Source organism: Ruegeria sp. CDSB117 (assembly GCF_059611005.1).
This window is the reverse complement of the sequence record NZ_JBXWOS010000019.1, coordinates 1-22,023: the sequence shown is the minus strand read 5'-3', so window position 1 is coordinate 22,023 and position 22,023 is coordinate 1. Positions and strand designations below refer to the sequence as shown.

The window sequence follows — 22,023 nt, the reverse complement described above, 5'->3', positions numbered from 1 at the left end:
GGATTGCCCCGTGAACATTCGTACTGCGACACGCTCGGGCGGACGCTCTGCCCGCCGCGCCCTGCGCACTGCCCCGAACTTTGAAATGCTGCCTGGCCTGACCAGAGGCATCCCCTTGTGTGAAGTGATGGATGGCGCTCAAGTCGAACGCATAGACAGTGCCTCGATGGACATCCTTGAGAACGTTGGCGTTCAGTTCCGAGACCCCATCGCGCTGGAAGATTGGAAGAAGGTCGGCGCTAAAGTCGATGGCGAGCTGGTTTACCTCGACCGCGGGTTGGTGCGCGAGTTGATCGCCACCATACCCAGCGACTTCACATATCACGCGCGGGATCCGAAAAAGAATGTGCGGCTGGGCGGTAAGCACTCGATCTTTGTGCCTATGACCGGCGCCCCATTTCTGCGCGATCTGGACGACGTGCGCCGAAATCCGTTGTTGGAAGATCTGGCGATGTTCCACAAACTCAGTCACATGATGCCCGCGCTGCATTCCTCGGCCCATCACATCGTGGAACCCTACGACCATCCGATCAGTCAACGGCACCTGCGCATCACCTATTCGTCGATGAAACACTCTGACAAGACGTTCATGGGCATGACCACTTCACCCAAGAATGCCGAAGACGTCATGGACATGTGTGCCATCCTGTTCGGCGAGGAATTCCTTGAGGATCACCCGGTGACCACCGGTAACTGCAACGGCAACTCGCCATTGGTGTGGGATGAAACCATGCTTGGTGCGTTGCGGGCCTTTTGCCGTCGCAATCAGCCGGTGCTCTGCTCACCCTTCGTTCTGGGGGGCGCCAACACGCCCGCATCTGTTCCGGCCACTGTGGCGCAGCTGAATGCCGAGGCGCTGAGCGCACTGGCTTATACGCAGGTGATCCGCAAGGGCGCACCGGCGATCTACGGCCACTATCTGTCGACCGTGTCGATGAAGTCTGGCGCACCGATGGCCGGTACGCCCGAGATCAGCCTGATGAACTTCATGATCGGTCAGATGGCACGGCATTATGACGTCCCTTGGCGTACTTCGAACACGCTGGGTGGTGCCAAAACCTTTGACGCCCAGGCCGGATATGAATCTGCCACCACCTTGCAGGCAGTCATGCATGCGGGCGCTAACTACATCTGGCATTCAGCCGGATGGAATGAGGCCGGGATGCACTGTTCCGTGGCCAAGTTTATCGTCGACGCCGAACAATGCGCGATGGCCTATCGCATGGCTGAGGGGCCGAGATGGGATGATTTTGATCAAGCTCTTGCAGCAGTGCCCGATGTCGGGCCCGGCGGGCACTATCTGGGACATCCGCACACGCAGGACAATTTCCAGAGCGCCTTCTTCATGCCTGAACTGTTCGACAACAACTCGATCGAACAATGGCAGGCCGAAGGTAGTGTCGAAATCACGGAACGCGCCCTGAACCGCGCACGCGCGTTGCTGGCCGAATATGAGGAACCCAAACTGGACGAGGCGAAAAACGAAGCCCTGCTGGATTACATCGCCCGGCGCGAGCGCGAGATCCCGGCGGCTGACGAGCTGAACCAGAGTTACTAGGATTATCTCCCCCGAGACTTGCCCGCCCGACACCAGGGCGGGTTTTTTCCTTTCAAGACACGATGGAATATCTGCAGTGAAAATTACCGAAATTCACATCTATAGCCACGATCTGCCGGTCAAGAACGGCCCCTATACAATGGCCAACGCCGAGGTCTGGGCGTTGGACGCCACACTGGTCAAGTTGGTGACCGACAACGGATTGGTCGGATGGGGAGAGACTTGCCCGGTTGGCCCCACGTATGCCGAGGCACACGCCGCTGGTGCGCGTGCCGCTCTGGCCCAAATGGCAAATGGGTTGCTAGGCGCCGAGGTTTCGCTGCTGGGGCTGCACCGTCGGATGGATGGTCTTCTAAACGGCCACAACTATGCCAAAGCGGCCATCGACATTGCAGCGCATGACCTGCTGGGCAAGCATTTTGGGGTCAGCGTATCGGAACTGCTCGGCGGTGCCGAAGTGGACAAGGTTCCGTCGTATTACGCGACTGGTGTTGGGGCGCCGGTTGACATCGCCACACTGGCAGCAGGAAAGTTGGCTGAAGGTTATCCGCGACTGCAAATCAAGGTTGGCGGTCGTCCGGTTGAGGTTGACATCGAAACCATCCGCAAAGTGTGGGAGGTCATTGACGGGTCCGGAATGCGCTTGGCCGTGGACGGAAACCGAGGTTGGACAACCCGCGATGCATTGCGCGTCAGTCGCGAATGCCCGGATATCCCGTTTGTCATGGAACAACCCTGCAACACGATTGAGGACCTGCAAAAGATACGGCCACAACTTGGTCATCCGATCTACATGGACGAGAACTCCACCGATCTGAACACGGTTATCTCAGCGGTCGGCACTGGCCTGGTGGATGGGTTTGGTATGAAAGTCACACGGATTGGAGGCCTGCAGCCAATGCGCGCGTTTCGAGACCTCTGCGAGGCGCGCAATCTGCCTCATACCTGCGACGACAGTTGGGGCGGGGACATTATCGCCGCGGCCTGCGTGCATATTGGCGCGACGGTCCGACCCGATCTGCTGGAAGGTGTTTGGCTGGCCGCGCCATACATCGAAGGCAACTACGATGCCCAGAATGGAATCAGCATAGAGGGTGGGTATATCCAAGTTCCAACCGGGCCTGGGTTGGGCGTTGTGCCCGACGAAACCCGCTTTGGCGCACCGGTCGCATCTTTCTGATGGAGCATATCATGGAGTTTGAAGGAAAATCGGCTTTGGTCACAGGCGCTGCAGGGGGGATCGGAACCTCTCTGGTGCGCCGCCTACGTGCTGCCGGCGCGCAGGTTGCCGTTGCTGACCGCCTGACTGACGGGATCGAGGCTGATGCCCATCTGCCTGGTGATCTGCTGGACGCGACCTATGCCGATGCACTTCCGCAAAGGGCAGCAGATGCGCTGGGCGGGTTGGACATTGTTGTTAACAACGCAGGTGTCATTACGCGGGGTGCCGTCACTGAAACTTCGGATCAGGATTGGTCTCTGTCTCTGGGCGTGAACGTCGAAGCCCCCTTTCGCATTTGCCGCGCTGCGATACCGATAATGGCTGCGAACGGAGGCGGGGCGATTGTGAACACCGCATCCTGTTGGGGTCTGCGTCCTGGCCCAAACCATGCAGTTTACTGCATGACCAAGGCCGCGATTGCCTCTCTGACCCAATGCATGGGGATGGACCACGCCCATCAGGGCATTCGCATCAACGCGGTTTGCCCGAACGAGGTGAACACGCCTATGTTGCGATCCGGTTTTGCCAAGCGTGGCTTCGACCCGGACACAGCTGTCGCCAAGCTGGGGCAGACTGTTCCCTTGGGGCGAATTGCGGAACCCGAAGACATAGCTGATGTGATCCTGTTTTTGGCCTCGGATGCGTCGCGGTATGTGTGCGGTGCGTTGCTGGAAGTGAATGGAGGCAAGCCGGTATCATGACCCGATTTAATGGCAAAACCGCCCTTGTCACCGGCGGACGCAGCGGGATCGGTCGGGCCATTGCTGATCGACTGCGTCAGGACGGGGCGCAGGTGTTTACCGCACAACGCGGGCAAGATCCCAGGTTCGAAGGGATCGAGGCAGATTTTGGTGATCCGAGCAGCCCGCAATCTGTGGTAAATCAAGTCGTTGAACGGGCAGGGCGTCTGGATATCCTCGTCAACAACGCGGGCATGATGCAGGAAGCCCTTGTCGAAGACACGAGCCTGGAGGACTGGCAGCGCAACCTGACAGTCAACCTGACGGCTCCTTTTTTGCTGATCAAGGCGGCGCTGCCTCATTTGCGGCAGACGCAAGGAAACATCGTCAATATCGGCTCGATCGAAGGGTTAGGCAGTAATCCGGGCCATGCGGCCTATTGTGCGACCAAGGCCGGGTTGCACGGCTTGACCCGTGCCGTCGCCGTGGATCACGGGACGGAGGGGGTCCGCTGCAACGCGGTGGCGCCCGGCTGGATCGACACTGAACTGAACATGGGTTTCATCGACGCTCAGCCGGACCCGGATGCATTTCGCCGCGACATTGGCCGCATCCATCCCGTCGCCCGGACTGGCCGACCAGAGGAGGTCGCGGCAGTGGTGGCGTTTCTTGCGTCTGAAGAGGCCAGCTTTGTCACCGGTCAGATTTACACGGTGGATGGGGGTCGTATGTCCAAGCTCAGCCTGCCCTGACAGGTCATTCCTTGCCGGAACGCCACTCTTTCCAAATCAGATAGCTATTTGCACCCAAAGATGCGAACGGCTCGGGTGGTAGGCGCGGCGGCATCGGTTGGGCCAGGAAATGATTTGCAATGTCCGATCCGCCCTGCGTGACCAATTCCGCCGCTGCCATGCCCTGCAATGTCCCTCGGGCAATTCCCAAACCGTTCTGACAACAGGCCGAGAAGACGCCCTTGTCCAACTCTCCGAACGCCGCTGATCCGTTTCGGCTAAGGCAAAGCATTCCAGCCCAACGATGCTCCATTCGTACATCGGGCAGATGCGGAAACCGTTCACGAAACTTGCGGTCATGCACCCACCCTGCATTGCGCAGGCGCATGGGGCTGGTCTCGATCGTCGGGTGGAAGGTCGAGCAGGTGCGGACCAGCAGTCGATCCCCATAACTGCCCGAGACGCGCCGGACCGACGTGCCCATCGGATCGGCTGGGGTGACGGCCCAGCGGGGCTGGCCTCCCAATGTCTTGATCTGTTCAGGCGTCAATCGCTCGGTGATCGACGCGTAAAGGCAGATGTGCATCAGTCGGCGTTCGTAGAAGCCAAAACTCTCCAGATGGCCGTTATTGGCCAGAATGATACGGCCCGTCGAAACCTGCGCTTCAGGTGTTTTCACCCGCCATCCCGCGCCTTGTTTTTCAAAGCCGGTAACGGGAGAGTTTTCGAACAGATCAACCTGTGACGACAGGTGAGAGGACAGAGCCCGAATGTAACCGGCGGGCTGGATCATCACCGTGCCGGGCGCATAAAGGCCCGAGGAATAGTGCGGACTACCCGTGATCTCTTGCATCTGTTGGCGGTCATAAAGCGTGTAAGGTTCGCCCAACCGGTCCAGATGCGCGGCGAATTCGCGGTTGTGCCTGTCCCCGACTCGTGTGGCAGCGGCGTTGAACTTGCCACATGGATCGAACATTTCCTGCGGCAGGTTGCATTCATCTGCCACGTTCGTTGCAAATCTTATTGCGCGGCGGTTTAGGGCTATGGTTGCGCGGTCAGCTTCCAGCCCGTCTCCGGCGTAATTGTCCGAGGCCAGATCATGGGGCAGATCGATCATGAAGCCCGAATTGCGGCCAGCGGAACCTTCGGCAAAACGACCGGCCTCTAGCAGAACAACCTTGAGCGCTGGGTCAACCTGATGCAGCCGGCGCGCAGCGCTCAGCCCGGCAAACCCGCCACCGACAATTGTGACGTCGGCAGAGATGTTCTGTTCAAGTCGGGGGAGCGATGTTTGGGGCGGCAGAATGGCGTTCCACCCCGCCGGCCCAGTCTGTCCTGGCAGCCGTTTTGCAGTATAGGCCGTCAATCGATCGCCTCGTCCGCATCATCGGCCAGATCAATCCAGATGGTTTTCAACTGGGTGTACTGGTCGTGGGCGTGGACCGAGTTGTCGCGGCCACCAAAACCGGATTGTTTGTAGCCGCCGAAGGGGGTGGTGATGTCACCCTCGCCAAAGCTGTTCACCGTCACGGTTCCGGCGCGGATCGCCCGAGCGCCGCGGATGGCTCGCTTGGCGTTAGCCGTAAAGATCGAAGCACACAGGCCATAGTCGGTGTCATTGGCAATCTTGATGGCCTCGTCAAAGCCAGACACTTCGATCACCGACAGAACGGGACCAAAGATCTCTTCGCGCGCCAGAGTGCTGTGATTGCCGGGCACTTCGACCACGGTCGCTTCGACAAAACCCTTGTTGGCATTGCCACCAATCACCACGTTTTCGGCTTGCTCTAAGTAGCCGCAGACCTTGTTGTAGTGGCCTTCGCTGACCAACGCACCCATTCGGGTTTCCGGGTCCAGCGGATCACCGATGTTCCACTGCTTCGCGTGATGGGCTATCCGCTCCAGCAACTCGGCCTTTACGTCCTTGTGCACGATCAGACGGGACGAGGCGGAACAATTCTCACCCATATTCCAGAACGCGCCATTCACGGCATGGGCCGCCACGCGGTCAAGGTTCTCGGCGTCATCCATCACGATGGCCGGGTTCTTGCCGCCCATCTCCAACACAACCTCCTTGGCGTTGCTTTCCGCCGAATAGGTCAGGAACCGTTTGCCAGTGACGGTCGAGCCGGTGAAAGAGACCATGTCGATATCCATGTGTCGACCAATCGGCTCACCGACATCAGCACCGCCGCCCGGAACGATGTTCAGAACGCCGCGCGGCAGGCCCGCCTCCATCGCCAGTTCCGCGAGGCGCAGGGCGGTCAGCGTGGTCTCGGTTGCTGGTTTCACCACAACCGAGCAGCCCGCCGCCAAGGCAGGCCCGATCTTCCACGCCAGCATCAGCAGCGGGAAGTTCCACGGTAGCACCAACCCCACAACACCGATGGGTTCGCGAACTACCATGGCGATGTGGTCGTCGCTGGCGGGCGAGACCTGATCATAGATTTTGTCGATCGCCTCGGCATGCCATTTCAGGCAATGGATCGTTTCGGGGATATCCACGGTTTCGCAGTCATAGATGGTCTTGCCGCTGTCGATACTCTCCATCACTGCCAATTCACGGGCATTGCGGGTCATCAACTTGGCCAGTCGGATCAGTATGTCCTTGCGATCCGAGGGGTGCATTCTGGACCAGCGCCCATCGTCAAATGCCTCTCGCGCTTTTTCGACGGCAAAATCCACATCCGCCGCGTCGCAAGCGGCAACATCGGCCAGTTTCTCACCTGTTGCGGGGTTCACCGTCTCAAAAGTCTTGCCCGAGATAGCCGGGCGGTAAGCACCGTCGATGAAGGCCCCGGTGGGCAAGGTCAGGCCCGCAGCGATGGATTTGTATTCGTCCTGTGTCAGCAATTCCATGCCTTAGCCCTCCGCCACGATATCTGCGATTGTTTTCTTCAGCACGCGCGTCACCTGTTCCAATGCGCGTTTGTCATCCTTGTTCAGCCCCTTTAGCGGGGGCCGCATCGCGCCTGCGTCGATCCCGTTCATGGTGACGCCATGCTTGATGGTCTGGATGAACTTGCCGCCCTGTTCCAGCACCCGCATCAACGGCATCATGGCGGACATGATGCGGCGGCCCTTGGCGAAGTTCCTTTCGACAACGCAGGCTTGATATAGTGCTACATGTTCGGCTGGCAGGAAGTTCGACCCACCGCAGACCCAGAACGGTGCGCCCCAGGCGAAGAATTCCAGCGCCTGATCATCCATGCCGCAGCCAAGCTGGATATGCGGGTAATCCCTCGCCAACAAATGCACTCGGTTGATATCCCCCGAGCTTTCCTTGATGCCGCAGAAGTTTCGGCTGCGCCCCACGCGGTCAAGGAATTCTTCCCCCATCATCGTACCGGTGCGGTGCGGGTAGTTGTACAACATCACCGGCAAGTCAGCGGCCTTGTCGATGGCCAGCGCGTTCAGGGCGTTTTCCCGATCGGTCGGCACCGAATAGGGTGGGCTGGCCAGCAGGATCGCGTCCGCGCCAATCTCACGCGCGCCCGAGGCCAGCGCGATGGAATCCGGCGTCAGCATCGCGCCGGTTCCGACAACCAGAGGCAACCGGCCTTTCAACTGCTTATGCGTGAACGACGCCAGTTCCAGTCGTTCTTCGACAGTCTGGGCATAGTTCTCACCCGTTGACCCGCCCGATATCAGCCCGTGCACACTATTCTCTATCAGGTATTCGATCACGTGGGACAGGGCATCCCAGTTCACGCCGCCATCTTGGTGATAGGGCGTGACCACCGGGGTATAGATCCCCTCAAATCTAAAAATCGGGTTCATTCCGTCCTCATGCAGGTTTCGAAAGGGGCGGGATACCCATCGGGATATCCAGCGCAGCAGGCATCACGAACAGTTCGATTTGGTCGCGTGACAGGTTCCAGTGATCCTCGGCCAGCTGCGCAGCAGCCGCCTCATCGCCCGCCTCGATGGCGGCGATGATGGCGTCATGCTGGCGACTTGCCTCGGACAGGTTCTCGGTCTTGTGCGCGGATTGGGGTCTATAGAAGGTCATCCCGATCCGGGCATGGTCGATCAGCAACCGGTTGAATGATGGCCGCAAGTAGACATTGCCTGACATCTCTCCGGTCACATCATGAAAGCGGTTATTGGCCAGCGCCCGATCTTCGGCGGATCCGGATTGCAACGCAGCCTTGAACGCCTGTTGCGCGTCTTTCAGGTCGTTGATCTGAGTTCGTGTGGCGTTCTGCGCGGCAAGTCGCAAAACCGCGCCATAGACCATGGGTGCAGCCAGAAAGAAGTCACGCAGGGTGGTATAAGACATCTCAGACACCCGGGCACTGCGATTGGTGCGCAAGTCCAGATAGCCTTCTCCCGCCAGTTGCCGGAACACTTCACGCAATGGCGTGCGGGACAGGCCGAAAGCGTCGGACAGATGCGCTTCGTCCAAATCTGTGCCTGGTTGCAGGCGCAGCGTCAGGATCGACACTTTCAGGTGCTCCATCAACTCGGCCTTTCGGGATTTGGCGTCGTCTTTCATCCGTTCCTCCAACAGTCGCTGCGCGAATCGTGCCGGCCATTTCGTTCATTCTCTGTATTCCAATAAAATACAAGTTGTATACAGAAAAGAATCGTGCAGCATAGGCCGTCGACCACGTCAAACTGAATCGGACGTCTATGCGCCAACCCCGCCACATCACTTTCATCCTGATCGAGGAATTCTCGCATCTCGCCTTTTCCTGCGCGGTCGAGCCGCTGCGCATTGCCAACCTCGTCAGCGGTCAAGATCTGTATGAGTGGTCTTTTGTATCCGAACACAGCAAGCAGGCCGTCTGTTCCAACGGGTCGGTGACATTGGTTCATGGTGGACTGGATGCACTGCCAAAAACAAACCAGCTGTTCGTGCTGTCGGGTATTCATATGCGCAACCATGTCTCGCGCCCTTTGCTTGCAACCCTGCGGCGCGAACGGGCACGGGGAACCGCCATCGGCGCCTTGTGTTCGGGCGCGTGGTTGCTTGCCGAGGCAGGGTTTCTGGATGGGATGCAGGCCGCCATTCACTGGGAGTACCACGATGCCTTTATGGAAGCCTTTCCCGAGGTGAACTTGGTGCGCAGCGTCTTTGTCGCCGATGAAAAGCACATCACTGCCTCGGGTGGTACGGCGACCGCCGACCTTATGTTGCACCTGATTGAACGGGACCACGGCCAAGAGTTGTCCATCGCGGTTGCTGACCAGATGGTCTACAACGCCGTGCGCAATGCTACGGCCAAACAGCGCGTGTCCCTTCAATCGCGCAACGGGATGCGTAACGCGCATCTCGCTAAGGCAATTCATATCATGCAGGACTGCATTGAGGCACCGGTTTCCCCATCTGATATTGCCGGGGATCTGGGGATTTCAACGCGCCAGTTGGAACGGTTGTTCGGCAAATACCTCAACACGTCGCCCAAGAAGTACTTTATGGAGCTTCGGCTGGAGCGCGCGCAGAAGCTGCTATTGCAGACCGAAGCATCCGTGACCGAAGTGGCAATGGCCTGCGGATTCGAAAATCCGGGACATTTTTCGCGCGTGTACCGGTCGAGTTTTGGTGTGACGCCGCATGCGCAAAAGAACAAGATAGACTAACTGATAAGGACGGGGGGAGCGTCTCTGTCCTAAGGCGAGCCTGGCTGAACAGGCGCTCACCCCCTGATCCTGCTTCGTACCCCCTCGTTAAAACTTTACTGGTAAACTGGTCAGCAGGATTGAGTATTCATACATATCGAAGTGGGCATAACTATTACAAGATCGTGTCAGATATGTGTGCTTTTTGTTTAAAACATTAACGTTTGCGGTGTTCACCAGTTGACCAAATGGCTCAAAACAGGCCAACTTATAGGGTGAAATGTATAGACAGACTCTGAAGTTGGCCAAAAAAGACGACAATTCGGGAAATTCTGACCGCAATTCCCATGCCGGCGATGCCGTCAGATTTTATATCTTCATCACAAATTGACGGTGGAGGATATCAATGCACTTGGAAATCGGTAAATCTGACTCCCGCTTCGCCAACGGCGCGGTTTCTCGTGCCAGTCGCGAGCGTCAGATTTGCGATGCGGCCAAATTGGCCGAAGCTGCCTTTTCCGAACTGACCGCTGTTGCGGACCGCGCGCCGGATATGGCGGCGTCCAACGGTCAGGTTTTTCAGGTGTTCCGTTGGTTTTTCTTGTCGGCTTATTGCACGCGACTGCTGACCAACGCCGCCCATCGCCTAGAGCGTCAGACTTTGCAGGTCTCGATGGATGTATTCAGCGCAGTTCGAATGGCCCTGCCGGAGTCCGAGGTTGAGGTTTCCATGGCCTTGGCTTGCGATAAGGCGACAACCCTGGCCGCTGCGCGCACGAACAAAATCGGATGCCGCGGACACTCCGCGGGCTGGATCGCCGCAAAGATGAAACAGCAAGGCCGGAACATCCCGTCTGAGATCAAAAGCTCACTAGCTGGTGCATTGTCGGCGTCGGAACGGCGCATTTGACGCATTCAACGGTACCGTCGCAAACTGGGTGATTTCTAAAACGGGCTTTCGGGCGTGAACCGCACAGCCCTGGTTCCGGGCATTTGTGGCGCAACTGGCGCGACAACCAGATTCCACATTCATAACAAAGCAGCGCTTGCGTTTAGCAGTGGAGATTGAATGGTGCTGCTGGAGAGAATTGAAAAATCCGTCTTTGTGGCGAAAAAGTATCCAAAGCGTTGATAGTAAATGATTTTAAGTGTGGCGTGTTAGTTGCCTGTATCGCAGGCGCTAACACATTCTCTGACACATTAAACGGTCTTTGACTCGTCCGATTGCGGAGTGATTCTTCTCCTTCGCGCGCTCCCATAAATGCGTCTTGCCTGTCTCTCATTGCGGGTTCCAAGTGTTGCCTGATAGGTAACAAAAAATCGCCCAAATCAACTAACAGTTGAGGGCATATGTCAATTTGAGAGAGCAGTGCAGAAATGAAGAAAAACCACAAGAGATCAGCAGTCGGAAGCGTGCTCTTTGCCTTGGCAGGCCTTTGTGTTCCGAGTGCATCCTTGGCTCAGGGGGGTGAGGAGGTTTACTATATCCAATTGAAACTCAAGTCTCCTGTATGATGTTGGCGAGCCAGATGGAATTTCAGGCAGGCAAACAAAAGCTGCTCTAGGCGATCTCGCGCAGAAATCCGGGTTTGAGCCTACCGCAAATGGAATGCTCTCCTTTTTCGCTCAAGCTTATTTTCGCACCGGGCAAGAGGTGAGCGATGAGCGCGACTTAGAGGGGGTTCGGAAAGCATTTGAAGAAACTTTGCTCGATCCCTTCTCGGCGCAATTCAAAGACGTTGTTTTACTCCCAACAGGCAACGTATGCGGACAAGTCAATGCGAAGAACTCTTATGGCGCATTCGTAGGTTTCAGACGCTTCTTCGCGTTAAGCGCAGAGCCAATTGTTGAAGGGGGTGACCGCTTCGTATTTTTGCCGCAGATCGACGACGAAGAAACCAGAAATGCAGAGTACCTGTGTTTGCTCGATGTGGATAAGGGCGGTCTAAGCTAAGCGATTCTCCTTTACTTCGTGCTTTTATTAAGAGGTTCATAAATGGCATTCACCAAACTAGGCCGAATTCTAGCCGTACTCGCTATCGTGCTCGGCGCAATGCGGATTGCTACGGCAATCATTGTGTTGGCATCAGATGACCCCGCGAGTGCAGCCAGAGCAATTTTAGGTTCCAAGACCAAGGGGGCAGGCAATTGACCAAGGCCTTTACGCAATTGTCTTCGGTATCTTGGTCGGCGTGTTGACTGACATCAGTAGGTCGGTCGCCAAACTGCGACCTGACACGTCTGACAAAACTACCTGAGTTTATCCCGCACAGCATGGCGCGCGTGCGGGAAGCAATGGATGATATTGAGTATTGGTAGTGCGTCACTTTACCAATATTTGCGATCTTTACCGTGATGCTCTTGGCGATGGCAGTTCGGGCAAAGGGCGACCATGTTCTCTTCGGCATCTAGTCCACCTTCGCGTATCCGGGCAATGACCACCAATCTCGACCTGAAGTACGGGCGAGGCGCTTACCGCATACCGGTCAAGGTCGCCAAGCGGGCTGCGATTGCGGCATCTTGAATGCTCGGCGAAGGTCGGGATTGGGCCGTCCTCGACGTGGCACGGTGGCTCAAGGGTACACATGCCGCGTCCGCACCGAGGTCTGCAAGGAACCCTCTTTGCCAGATTTCCATTTCGCGGCGAAAGTCTGGTTCGCGACTTCGCGGATGACACTACTGTCGGCTATGCATTACCCTTCGCATACGCGCTAAGGAGTAGTTGCGATGGGCACCTTGGTTGTCACCGAAGCAGAGTTGAGAAATTGTCTTCCGATCGACAAAGGGTCGCTCGGCGCAACCGAACAGTCCTTTTCCTGGATTTCGGAAGGGCGCATTTCAATGCCGCCAGTTATGCATATCGACATTGATGAGGATAGTGCTGTCGACACAAAGGGCGCTTTTGTGAATGGCACTGAGCATCTTGCTGTCAAAATCGCCACCGGCTTCTTTCGGAACCCGCAGATCGGACTGCCCAGTTGCAGTAGTATCATCGCTTTGATGAGCGCAAAGACAGGTGCCTTTGATTGTATATTCCTAGACAATGGATATTTGATGAACCTGCGCACCGGACTTGCCGGTGCGGTGGCTGCAAAGTACCTGGCACCCCAAGAAACCAAAACTGTCGGCGTGGTCGGCACAGGCGTTCAGGCCCGATATCAGATTGAAAGCCTCGCCCTTGTGCGTAGATTCGAACGCCTTCTGGTTTATGGGCGCAGCGCGGCATCTGTTTCGAGCTACTGTACTGAAATGACAAGTCTACTTGGAATTCCGGTGGAACCCTGCCAGTCCCTCGCGGAGTTGGTGACGTCTGCGCAAGTTGTCGTCACTACGACCCCTGCGACGGAGCCAATCATTATGGCCGAATGGCTTCACACTGACTTGCACATCACTGCCATGGGGTCAGATTTACCAGGTAAACAAGAACTACATTCGAACGTACTCGAGCGCGCAAACGTCGTGGTTTGTGATGTGATTGATCAGTGCGTCATCGGCGGCGAGCTTCAAAATGTAGGCGAAGGCAGCAGAAAAGTATTAGAACTCGGTTCAATCATTTCAGGAGCGGACCATTTCTCGCGCCCAACTGGTGCCGTGACGATCTGCGACTTGACGGGAACTGGCGCACAGGACACTGCGATCGCGGTAGAAGCTTTTTATCGTGTGAAGGCTGCTAAATTGGGGACTTCGCTCTGAAGAGAGTTAGAATCTGATATCCACTTCCACTTATCGGACGGCAGCTTCCGCCCGCATATCAGATGTTACAGATTTCACTGGATGACCGTTCCTGAGCCCAGGCAGTCGTTCAAATGCTATGTGGCGTGTCTGAAATTCAGGCGGAATCATAATCATCGCAACCAACGACGCAGACTATGCGTGCTGGCTAAACTGCCGTAACTTGACCACATGCCAATGCCAGAGATCAGAAAACTTGCTGCTATCGTTTCGATCGATGTCGTAGGATACTCGGGCCTTATGCAAAGAGACGAAGCAGACACTCTGGCGCGGCTCGGCATGTACTTTGACGGCATCGTTTTTCGTCTGGTCTCGACTCATAACGGGCGTGTAGTCAAATCGATGGGCGACGGCCTACTGATTGAGTTTCCTACTGCTGTTGATGCGGTCGCTTGCGCGCTGGAAGCCCAGACGGTTGTGGCTGAACGAGAAGCCGACAACGCGGATAAACAAAAAATCACCTTTCGCATTGGCGTTAATCTTGGTGATATTGTTGTCATAGGCGACGATATCTTTGGAGACGGTGTCAATCAGGCGTCCCGACTTCAAGAAATTGCCAAACCCGGTGAGCTCTGCATCTCCGGGAGTGTCTTGGACCAAGTCAAAGATAAGATTGAGCATTCGTTTGTAGATATTGGCCATCGAAAGCTGAAAAACATCGTTCAGCCTGTTCGCGCCTACCGTTCGACTTTGACAGCTTCCGGTGAAGAGGCCAAGCCGATTGGGTGGCCTTTCCTCACAGCGGCGAAAAGTGAACCGGTCACTGCAGGGGGATGTCTGTGCGGTGCAATTCGGTATCAGGTCTGGTCTCAGCCAGTTGCAGTCGGTTTTTGCCATTGCAGGCATTGCCAACTGGCTCTTGGATCTCCTCTGAATGCATGGGCGATTTTTGAGAAGCCAAATGTGACCTTCGAGGGTGAGGAACCCGGTTTGTATGTTTCTTCGAAGCTCTCTGAGCGAGCGTTTTGCAAGAATTGCGGGACGAGCATTTATACCGACATTAGCGACATCGGGTATTATTCAATCCGGGTTGGAACACTGGACAACCCAGCCGATTTTCCACCCGAACTGCACTATGGGGTGGAAAGTCAAATCCCGTGGGTCGACATACATGACGACTTACCCAGAATTAGAACAGAAGAAGATCCCAGGATGTCCTCTCGTTGGGTTTCTGTAGGCCAACCAAGTTCTGGGCCAACACCGTCGCCCTCTGAGACGCGCGCTGTCAACAGGCAAAAAAAAGAAAGCGGTCTGACCATACCTGAAACAGTAAGTAACGGCGACTTTGTCCGCTTGTCAGTCGACTATTGATCCAAATGCTTAGGTCTCCTTTTTTATGGTAGAATTGATCAATTGCGTGTGCACACCGTTGGACTTGCTTGCAAAACGGACGCGGGAAAATGTTGGCTGATCGATACGGACTTACTCTGACAACCAGTGAGCCTAAAGCGCGGGACGCCTATGTCACGGGGCTTGATCACATTCTTGCAGCAACTTTTGGCGCGACAGATGCCTTTGCCGCTGCCATTGAGGCCGACCCCGGTTTCGCTCTTGGTTACGTTGGGCTTGGTCGGGCTCGAATGTATGAAAACGATATGCCGAGCGCTCAAGAGGCGATGGCGTCGGCCCTCGCCTGCGCGTCCGGCCTCACCGAACGCGAGGAAGGGCACCTCGCGGCCCTGGGTCTCCTGCTTCAGGGACGTGTTTCCGAGGCGCGAAGCGCAGTTCAGGAACACGCTGCACGTCACCCGGGTGATGTTCTTGTCGCACAAATCTGTACCAACATTTTCGGTTTGATCGGGACATCTGGCGAACCCGGTCGGGAAAGCGCGCAACTTGCCTACACGACCAAACTCTATGATGCCTTGGGCGAGGATTGGTGGATCATGAGCGTGCATGGTCAGGCGCTGTGCGAGGTTGGACGACTTGATGAGGCCATGTCCATGATGGACAGATCGCTCGCCTTGAACAATGCCAACGCAAACGCGTCGCACTTCAAAGCACACACGCTTTACGAACAGGGATCTGGGGAGGCTGGTCGCGCCTACCTTGCCAACTGGATCGCAAACTATGATGTGCGCTCTGTGTTGCACGGCCACCTGAGCTGGCATCGCGCACTGTGGGCCCTGGAGTAGGAGGATGAGACAGAGTTGTGGGCGATTTACAACGGCGCTATCGCACCCGCCGTATCGCATTCTTTGCCGATCAATGTTCTAACGGACGCCGCCGCTCTTCTGTACCGCTCCGAGATTGCGGGTCACAAGGTGGCGCCGGTACTTTGGAGCGACCTCAGTGATTACGCATCGCGGTCCTGACCGAAACGCAATCGGGTTTTGCAGCAGATCTCGTACGCCCAGTGGCAAGTGCTTGGGGCGCGATCGCACGGCAGGATTGGACGGTTGCCCTGCAACGGCTCACACCGGTCATGGCGGATCACGCGCGCCTGGGCGGCAGCCGTGCGCAACGCGACCTATTGGAACTGACTTATCTGAACCTGCTGTTGAAATTGGGACATATCCAAGAAGCCCAACGAACGATTTCAGCACGGCGACCGATCTTCAGCCAGACAGCGCCCGTTGTCGGCTTTGTCTGAATTCGCAGAGTTTCAGTTGGTCAGCTCGTCTAATAAAGCCCCGTTGAACTGAGTTGCGAATGACTACTTAGTTCCCGCGATCTGTGAATTTGCCCACCGAGCAAATTTCGGTTTTGCAACGAATGGCAGCTTTGTGGGCTGCGGGCGCGGGAGTTTTGTACGTAGCCGAGTGGCCGGTTTGGGCCGTATCTACGGAAACCACAATCCGGTGGGTGCATGATCACCAGTGCGATCGTCGCTTGGATGCTCCACTTGGCCTGAAAATTAGCCAACGAGAAATGCGGCATGATGCTAAGGCAAAACACTCAACATCAATCTGGACCAACTATGCAGCTCTGCATCCCATCACGCTGGCAAGATATTGTGGTTTACCCTGAACAAGTTGGCGGGGTCGTATGTGCCCTTGATCTTGGAAAGCTTCTCACCGTTATCACCATATGCTCCTGCCATGTGGTCCGCTTCATCTTCGGGCATAAAGTTGACATACGCACTTCCGCTCGCGTGTGGTTGCATCTGGTCATAAAGATCTCGCGCCCAAGCAATACACTCGGCATCCTTGCTGGGGTCCTCCCAACGCGTGTGAACATTCATGATGAAGTGAGCAGATCTTTGGGGATAAGCGGTTGAACCGGCCTCGATGCGCGCCATTGCTCCGCCCACATGGGCAATAAAAACTTCACACGCGGGGTCAGGAAGGCTGGAAATCGCTTCCAAAAGTCCTGAGATTGCATCCGAAGAAAGCGCATCGAAATCATGGCTCTTCCAGTAATTTCTGGCGCCTGGCGTCAACAAAGGATCAAAAGCGGCCTGCCAGTCTACGAATTTGTGAGGAGATATCACATCGGCGATTGGGTCACCTAGCGCGCGTAATGCTGCCATAGCTTTTTCACCTTCCTCCATCGGCCCGCTATAGCAGGCTGCAAAGACCAGCACCTCTCGCCCATGCCACTCAGCTGGCAGAAACGGTAGAGGAGGCGCTTTCCGCATCACGCTCCAGACGGTCAGCTCATCCGGGGAATTGTCTGCAATCGTAGCAAATTCAGCGAGGAGCTCTGGCGCATTTTCTATCGGATGAACTATGAGGCCGGACAGGACATCGGGTCCTAGCTCATGCAGTTGGAATTCAAATGAGGTTACGACACCGAAGTTTCCACCCCCACCGCGGATAGCCCAGAAAAGTTCAGGGTGACTTGTAGGGGATGCAGTTACAATAGCTCCGTCCGCAGTCACGACTTCCGCTGAGAGCAGGTTGTCGATCGTCATGCCAAATTTCCGAGTGGTCCATCCAAAGCCGCCGCCAAGAGTGAGGCCCGCGATGCCCGTGGTTGAGTTGATGCCAACGGGAACGGCAAGCCCATGGGCCTGAGTTTCGCGATCCACATCTCCAAGCAGTGCTCCCGGCGCAACCCGAGCGGTCTTTTTGACAGGGTCGACGTGAACAGATCGCATCTGGGACAGATCGAGCATCACAGTTTCATCTGCGACAGCGTGCCCAGCAATCTGATGCCCACCTGACCGAACTGACATAACGAGGTCGGTCTCTCGCACGAAATTCACTGCCTTCTGCACATCGCTTGCCCCCAGAGCGCGGATCACGAAACCTGGGTAACGTTCGAACATGCTGTTCCACGTTGTTCTTGCGTCTTCGTATTCCGGGGTGCCTTTCTGGTAGACCCCGCCGCGAAGTGATGCATCAAGAGCGTCCAAGGTGTCTTGATGCACAATAGCTGTACTTCCGTCGAGTGTTTTCAGGTCAAACATGCGTAAGCCTCCCAATAGTCAGGTCAGGCTTCTTGCAGGGCTGCCTCAGCTAATTGCTATTTCCGTCGCGTTGTCTCGCGAAGTCGTTTCATTGAGTTGGGAAAAAATGGCTGCTGGTCAGGCGAATATTGCCGGATCAATCCGATCCACGGGTGTTATGACATCGGCAGGAATATTCAGGCGCTCAGCCGCCTTCCTGAGGCTCTCCTCATCAGGGGCTTCGTACAAGCAGTATGTTTTGCGCTTATCTGCACTTAGAAATGAAAATATCCATTCAACGCCGACTTCGTCATTGATTTCTTTGATGTGAATTTTGTCATCATCGCTGACGTTTAGTTGCTCGGCAAAGTTTCGTTCAATTATGTACCTAGGCATAAAGTCCCCCAAATAATTCAAGTGCCTTAACTCGCTACTCCTTCGAGCTTTGACTTTAGGGAAACCATACCCAATTCTTGCGAAATTGCCAACGCTTCGCCTTCCAGTTGAAACGCCTGTTCCACATCCTTCGGGCGTCCCCTTCGCCTCAATGCTGATGCATAAGCTGTCTTGCTGTGAGCGATCCAGGGTGGGCATTTCATGCGAGTGTCAATTTCTATAGCCTTCTGGAACATCATCTCAGCAGCATCCCAGTCTTTCAAAACCGTGCCCAAACTGCCGAGGCGTCGCGCCGCCGCACCTGCGCACACCGTCGTTGCCCCTGCAGTAATCGTCAGTTCTTCGTACGGAGCCAGTAAATCATAGAGCGTCTTGGCATGTTCCTGATGTTCAATGGCGACACATATGTCAGTCAGATAAGATAAGGTCGTTGAATACATAGCGTCGAGTGGAAGATCGAAGCCATTGTCGGCCATTTCATTCAGTATACGTTCAGCGGGTTCCTTGTATCCGAGCTCGGCCGCGATAAGGCCAAATCCTGGTCTCCACGAAATGTCTTCGGGACTGTCCGTCATCAATTTCTTGATCACAGGCGCGACCTCGTGCAGCCGGTTTTGCTCGCGGCGGATAGTGAACATTTGAACCCCGTAGACGCCCTCAACATGCTCCCCATGGGTCTTTCGACCGATCTTCACGGCCTCGGTGGCGTGTTTTTCCGCTTGGCCAAAATCGCCGTCCATAATTGCAACCATGGCCTGTGCGTGTTTCTGAACCCAGTAGAGTTGCAAATGATTGTCCTTTTCCGAAATCTCGGTGAGCAAGCCCAGAGAATGGTCCATCAACTCACGGTCTGCCATCTCGGCACCTACAAACAAGCTGAGAGTCCGGTCTCGACCCTGATCGATACTGCCAAGATGCTCGGCCACACCATGCATAGCCTCCAGATTTTCGCGCCAATGGCGGGTTTCTCTTCCCTTGCGCGCAACAAAGGGTGCTCCAAAATGCATCATCATTACTGAGAACTGGGATTTATAGTCGCCCAATTTTGCGGCCAGTTCCATGGATTGCTGGCCGAAGCGGGCACCTTCGGAAAACTGACCTACAAACATATGGGCGCGCGCAAGTTGGCTCATCAATCTGCACCGACGGACTTCATCATCATCGGGCAAACCTTTCAGCGCATTATCACAGAGTTCGATCGCCTCGCTGTGCCTTTCGCTGGACATCATGCAAGAGTCAGCGAAGTGATTGGCCGCGTCAGCCGCTAGCTCCACGTTGCTCACCGCCCGGGCCGCGTTGGAAGCGTCCTTCAGAACTGCTATCCCTTCTGGCAATTGGCCCAGACTGTCATGGCTGCGGCCGACTAGAATCTTGCCTTTGATCAATTCTGTATTGGTGTCTGAGCCAAGTTTTTCGGCAGCTCTTAAAGTTTCCTTGGCGTTCGTCATCGCTTCTTGGCTCGCGGATCGCACCAACGCCATTTCTGTCGCAACCTGCCATTTTTCAAACGCGGCACTCCAGTCCTCAGCCTCAGATAGGTGGCGCGCGATAAGTTCAGGGCGGCGCTCAATCTCAGATGACCTTATCCGCATCAAAGCACGCGCCACGTCTGCGTGCTGTTGTCTCCGAGTTGAACTCAACATGGATTGATAGGCGGTATCGCGAATAAGTGCATGGCGGAAAACGAAGTGCCCGCGATTGTGCCCGCTTTCAAAGATCAGGCCTGTTCGCGAAAGCTCTTCGAGGCTTTTGTTGATATCAGATTCTTCAAAGCCTTTCGCGGCACATAGTATGCCCGGCTCAAACTCCCGGCCAATAACCGAACCAGTAAGGGCGACCTGTTTTGCCTCTGGCGAAACTGCGTCGAGCCGCGCCATCAACGCGCCTTTCAATGACGATGGTATGTGGCCTTGCCCCTGCTCGCCGGATTCGACAATGGCTCGGGTCACTTCTTCCACGAACAAAGGAACCCCATCGGTTTTTTCAACTATTGTAGAGATCAGAGCTTCGTCCGGTCTCTTGCCTGTAATATTTTCGACAAGGTTTGAGACATGCGCAGAATCGAAACGGCGCAAAACCAGAGACTGAACGTGTGTGTCCCCATCATCACGGGCCAATTCCCACCCGGGTCTGTGGGTTATCAAGATCATCAGAGGAAGATCGGTGCATATCGACTTAAACCGCTCCAACAATGCTTGTGTGGAAGGATCGATCCAATGAGCATCTTCTACGCACAGCATAACCGGACGTACGCTTGACCGCACCTGCACCGTGTGGATCAATGTTTGGATTGTTATGTCGCGCTGCTCCTGCGGTGACATCTCGAGCACCTTTTGGGCGAGGGCACTACGAGGTGCGACCAACGCTGCAAAGACAGGCAGAACTTGTTCCCAGTCCAACCCTGGTCGTCCTTCAAGCATTTTTCTGACATGCTCAAGGATCAGATTGTCATCAAAGTCCGGTTCAACACCCGCATCCTGGGATATTCGTTGGGCTACCGGATGAAAGGGGCTGCTGCTGAGATAGGGGGAACAGTTCAGCCTTATGACATCGACTTCGTCGTTTTCGGTGATTTCAGCAAGGAATTCCTCTGTAAGCCGCGACTTTCCTATTCCGGCTTCACCGGAGAGCAGAACAACGTCTCCGTGGCCATTCTGAGCACGTTGCCATGATTGCAGTAAAATTCCCTTTTCGTAGTCCCGGCCAACCATGACGCTGTCGACATCGTCTCGATGTGAGGCCTGAAACCGGCTTTCCGCGCTGCGTTCTGACATCACTTTCTGAAGACTACGTGGTTCAGCAAACCCCTTAAGCTCTGCCTGCCCAAGAGATTTAAACTCAAATATCCGATGTAAAGCTGTCTCGGTTTCCTCAACTGACAAAACGACTGAGTTTGGCTCTGCATGTTCTTGAATCCGTGCCGCAAGATTGACGACCGGACCAGTCATGGCCCCCTCCTCGTATGTATTTTCGCCAATGGTATCGCCGACCACAACATCACCACTCGCAACTCCCAGTCTGACTGACAAAGGCTCTCCGTCAGGCGTTTTGAGTTCTTTGACTCGGTGAACAGACTCAAGACTAGCTTTTACCGCCCGAATTGCGTGATCTTCGAAAGCCCGCGGCCATCCGAAAAACACGAGCAGACCATCGCCCAAATACTTTGCAACGTAGCCACCATATCGGCTCACGGCTCCTGCAACGGCATCTTGATAGTTCTGTAGCAAGTCCCGCATGTCTTCGGGATCAAAGCGATTGGTGAGTTCAGTCGAACCGACAAGATCGGCAAACAAAACAGTTACGTGACGCCTCTCTGCAGTAGGCGGTTCGACATGCTGTCGTCTTGGCGCGTCGTCACTTTGCGCATTGGCTGACGTCGGCACTTGAATGTTTTCGCGCACTTGTTCTTCTGCTGCTTGTGCCGTTGAATTTGTGCGCCGTTGGCCGGCTAGCTCTTGAATAGCCGCGAGGATAATTTTGCGGTGACCAAGACTTACTCCAAGCTCTTTTAAGTCGTCGCCAGACAGAAGCGGTAAAACACGCGTATCAATATCATTTTCCGCAAAAACACCAGCGTATTGACTCAGGCCGAGATCGTTTAACCACTTATCTATTTTAACCGACATCTTTGGATCATGCTGAGATACGCGACACTAATCAAGAATACGCTTTCAAAATGAACTGACTATTCAATGAATGGCGTCCGCTTTCATCTTTCTTCGGGTCGCTCTAGGCTCCAGACTCATTGATTTACAACCAGAATAGAACGGTAGCCGCGAGTGCGATGGCTGACAGGAAGACCTTCG

At 55.4% G+C, this 22,023-nt stretch carries 19 protein-coding genes; 11 read left to right on the top strand and 8 right to left on the bottom strand.

What is annotated here, in order from left to right:
• Positions 1–10 precede the first annotated feature (10 nt).
• From AC2FJC_RS18430 to AC2FJC_RS18415, 4 genes are all read left to right on the top strand, one after another.
• Positions 11–1,558 carry a trimethylamine methyltransferase family protein gene (locus tag AC2FJC_RS18430; RefSeq protein ID WP_496740657.1) on the top strand — a complete coding sequence of 516 codons (1,548 nt, stop codon included), beginning with the start codon at positions 11–13 and terminating at the stop codon, positions 1,556–1,558.
• 76 nt (positions 1,559–1,634) lie between these two features.
• Positions 1,635–2,738 carry a mandelate racemase/muconate lactonizing enzyme family protein gene (locus AC2FJC_RS18425; RefSeq protein ID WP_496740655.1) on the top strand — a complete coding sequence of 368 codons (1,104 nt, stop codon included), beginning with the start codon at positions 1,635–1,637 and terminating at the stop codon, positions 2,736–2,738.
• Positions 2,739–2,749: 11 nt separating this feature from the next.
• Entirely contained in the window at positions 2,750–3,481 is a 732-nt protein-coding gene (locus AC2FJC_RS18420; RefSeq protein ID WP_496740653.1) for an SDR family NAD(P)-dependent oxidoreductase, read from the top strand.
• A complete protein-coding gene (locus tag AC2FJC_RS18415; RefSeq protein ID WP_496740651.1) occupies positions 3,478–4,212 on the top strand; it encodes an SDR family NAD(P)-dependent oxidoreductase in 735 nt (244 codons plus the stop codon). Before AC2FJC_RS18420 ends, AC2FJC_RS18415 begins: the two co-directional genes overlap by 4 nt.
• Before the next feature lie 4 nt (positions 4,213–4,216).
• On the opposite strand, the gene AC2FJC_RS18410 is transcribed toward AC2FJC_RS18415, so the two are convergent.
• Genes AC2FJC_RS18410 through AC2FJC_RS18395 form a run of 4 tightly spaced genes read right to left on the bottom strand, consistent with a single transcriptional unit; the run spans position 4,217 to position 8,689 of the window.
• Positions 4,217–5,557 carry an NAD(P)/FAD-dependent oxidoreductase gene (locus tag AC2FJC_RS18410; RefSeq protein ID WP_496740649.1) on the bottom strand — a complete coding sequence of 447 codons (1,341 nt, stop codon included), beginning with the start codon at positions 5,555–5,557 and terminating at the stop codon, positions 4,217–4,219.
• Positions 5,554–7,050, bottom strand: a complete 1,497-nt coding sequence (locus tag AC2FJC_RS18405; protein ID WP_496740647.1) for an aldehyde dehydrogenase — start codon at positions 7,048–7,050, stop codon at positions 5,554–5,556. The genes AC2FJC_RS18410 and AC2FJC_RS18405 overlap by 4 nt, the downstream gene beginning before the upstream one ends.
• A 3-nt stretch (positions 7,051–7,053) precedes the next feature.
• Positions 7,054–7,971, bottom strand: a complete 918-nt coding sequence (locus AC2FJC_RS18400) for a dihydrodipicolinate synthase family protein (RefSeq protein ID WP_496740646.1) — start codon at positions 7,969–7,971, stop codon at positions 7,054–7,056.
• Between the two features lie 7 nt (positions 7,972–7,978).
• On the bottom strand, positions 7,979–8,689 hold the full coding sequence (locus tag AC2FJC_RS18395; protein ID WP_109310760.1) for a GntR family transcriptional regulator: 711 nt from the start codon (positions 8,687–8,689) through the stop codon (positions 7,979–7,981).
• A 137-nt stretch (positions 8,690–8,826) separates the two neighbouring features.
• Between AC2FJC_RS18395 and AC2FJC_RS18390 the strand changes: the two genes are divergently transcribed.
• From AC2FJC_RS18390 to AC2FJC_RS18380, 3 genes are all read left to right on the top strand, one after another.
• On the top strand, positions 8,827–9,777 hold the full coding sequence (locus tag AC2FJC_RS18390) for a GlxA family transcriptional regulator (protein ID WP_496740644.1): 951 nt from the start codon (positions 8,827–8,829) through the stop codon (positions 9,775–9,777).
• A gap of 385 nt (positions 9,778–10,162) precedes the next feature.
• Positions 10,163–10,666 (top strand): hypothetical protein, encoded by a 504-nt coding sequence (locus tag AC2FJC_RS18385; protein WP_496740642.1) that lies wholly within the window; start codon positions 10,163–10,165, stop codon positions 10,664–10,666.
• Positions 10,667–11,365: 699 nt separating this feature from the next.
• Positions 11,366–11,710: a hypothetical protein gene (locus AC2FJC_RS18380; RefSeq protein ID WP_496740640.1), complete on the top strand. Its 345-nt coding sequence runs from the start codon at positions 11,366–11,368 to the stop codon at positions 11,708–11,710.
• A gap of 374 nt (positions 11,711–12,084) precedes the next feature.
• Here the strand turns inward: AC2FJC_RS18380 and AC2FJC_RS18375 are convergent, their stop codons facing one another.
• Positions 12,085–12,198 carry an HNH endonuclease gene (locus AC2FJC_RS18375; RefSeq protein WP_496740770.1) on the bottom strand — a complete coding sequence of 38 codons (114 nt, stop codon included), beginning with the start codon at positions 12,196–12,198 and terminating at the stop codon, positions 12,085–12,087.
• A gap of 285 nt (positions 12,199–12,483) precedes the next feature.
• Between AC2FJC_RS18375 and AC2FJC_RS18370 the strand changes: the two genes are divergently transcribed.
• The 4 genes from AC2FJC_RS18370 to AC2FJC_RS18355 all read left to right on the top strand — a co-directional run bounded on the left by AC2FJC_RS18370 (position 12,484) and on the right by AC2FJC_RS18355 (position 16,081).
• The gene (locus tag AC2FJC_RS18370) at positions 12,484–13,449 is read left to right on the top strand and encodes an ornithine cyclodeaminase family protein (RefSeq protein ID WP_496740638.1); all 966 of its coding nucleotides are present in this window, start codon (positions 12,484–12,486) and stop codon (positions 13,447–13,449) included.
• A gap of 210 nt (positions 13,450–13,659) precedes the next feature.
• Complete coding sequence (locus tag AC2FJC_RS18365; RefSeq protein ID WP_496740636.1) at positions 13,660–14,799, top strand: GFA family protein; 1,140 nt, start codon at positions 13,660–13,662, stop codon at positions 14,797–14,799.
• Between the two features lie 89 nt (positions 14,800–14,888).
• Positions 14,889–15,623, top strand: coding sequence for a tetratricopeptide repeat protein (locus AC2FJC_RS18360; RefSeq protein WP_496740635.1), 735 nt, complete (start codon positions 14,889–14,891; stop codon positions 15,621–15,623).
• 221 nt (positions 15,624–15,844) lie between these two features.
• Entirely contained in the window at positions 15,845–16,081 is a 237-nt protein-coding gene (locus AC2FJC_RS18355) for a hypothetical protein (RefSeq protein WP_496740633.1), read from the top strand.
• Positions 16,082–16,426: 345 nt separating this feature from the next.
• On the opposite strand, the gene AC2FJC_RS18350 is transcribed toward AC2FJC_RS18355, so the two are convergent.
• From AC2FJC_RS18350 to AC2FJC_RS18340, 3 genes are all read right to left on the bottom strand, one after another.
• On the bottom strand, positions 16,427–17,842 hold the full coding sequence (locus tag AC2FJC_RS18350; RefSeq protein WP_496740632.1) for an FAD-binding oxidoreductase: 1,416 nt from the start codon (positions 17,840–17,842) through the stop codon (positions 16,427–16,429).
• A gap of 117 nt (positions 17,843–17,959) precedes the next feature.
• Positions 17,960–18,217, bottom strand: coding sequence for a DUF4242 domain-containing protein (locus AC2FJC_RS18345; RefSeq protein ID WP_058283661.1), 258 nt, complete (start codon positions 18,215–18,217; stop codon positions 17,960–17,962).
• 26 nt (positions 18,218–18,243) lie between these two features.
• Positions 18,244–21,843 carry an adenylate/guanylate cyclase domain-containing protein gene (locus AC2FJC_RS18340; RefSeq protein ID WP_496740630.1) on the bottom strand — a complete coding sequence of 1,200 codons (3,600 nt, stop codon included), beginning with the start codon at positions 21,841–21,843 and terminating at the stop codon, positions 18,244–18,246.
• Between the last annotated feature and the right edge of the window lie 180 nt (positions 21,844–22,023).

Bases quoted from the DNA above. Each gene is read 5' to 3' on its own strand.
- AC2FJC_RS18420 (WP_496740653.1), top strand. From the start codon at position 2,750: ATGGAGTTTGAAGGAAAATCGGCTTTGGTCACAGGCGCTGCAGGGGGG.
- AC2FJC_RS18415 (WP_496740651.1), top strand. From the start codon at position 3,478: ATGACCCGATTTAATGGCAAAACCGCCCTTGTCACCGGCGGACGCAGC.
- AC2FJC_RS18405 (WP_496740647.1), bottom strand. From the start codon at position 7,050: ATGGAATTGCTGACACAGGACGAATACAAATCCATCGCTGCGGGCCTG.
- AC2FJC_RS18400 (WP_496740646.1), bottom strand. From the start codon at position 7,971: ATGAACCCGATTTTTAGATTTGAGGGGATCTATACCCCGGTGGTCACG.
- AC2FJC_RS18395 (WP_109310760.1), bottom strand. From the start codon at position 8,689: ATGAAAGACGACGCCAAATCCCGAAAGGCCGAGTTGATGGAGCACCTG.
- AC2FJC_RS18390 (WP_496740644.1), top strand. From the start codon at position 8,827: ATGCGCCAACCCCGCCACATCACTTTCATCCTGATCGAGGAATTCTCG.
- AC2FJC_RS18385 (WP_496740642.1), top strand. From the start codon at position 10,163: ATGCACTTGGAAATCGGTAAATCTGACTCCCGCTTCGCCAACGGCGCG.
- AC2FJC_RS18380 (WP_496740640.1), top strand. From the start codon at position 11,366: ATGCTCTCCTTTTTCGCTCAAGCTTATTTTCGCACCGGGCAAGAGGTG.
- AC2FJC_RS18370 (WP_496740638.1), top strand. From the start codon at position 12,484: ATGGGCACCTTGGTTGTCACCGAAGCAGAGTTGAGAAATTGTCTTCCG.
- AC2FJC_RS18365 (WP_496740636.1), top strand. From the start codon at position 13,660: ATGCCAATGCCAGAGATCAGAAAACTTGCTGCTATCGTTTCGATCGAT.
- AC2FJC_RS18360 (WP_496740635.1), top strand. From the start codon at position 14,889: ATGTTGGCTGATCGATACGGACTTACTCTGACAACCAGTGAGCCTAAA.
- AC2FJC_RS18350 (WP_496740632.1), bottom strand. From the start codon at position 17,842: ATGTTTGACCTGAAAACACTCGACGGAAGTACAGCTATTGTGCATCAA.
- AC2FJC_RS18345 (WP_058283661.1), bottom strand. From the start codon at position 18,217: ATGCCTAGGTACATAATTGAACGAAACTTTGCCGAGCAACTAAACGTC.
- AC2FJC_RS18340 (WP_496740630.1), bottom strand. From the start codon at position 21,843: ATGTCGGTTAAAATAGATAAGTGGTTAAACGATCTCGGCCTGAGTCAA.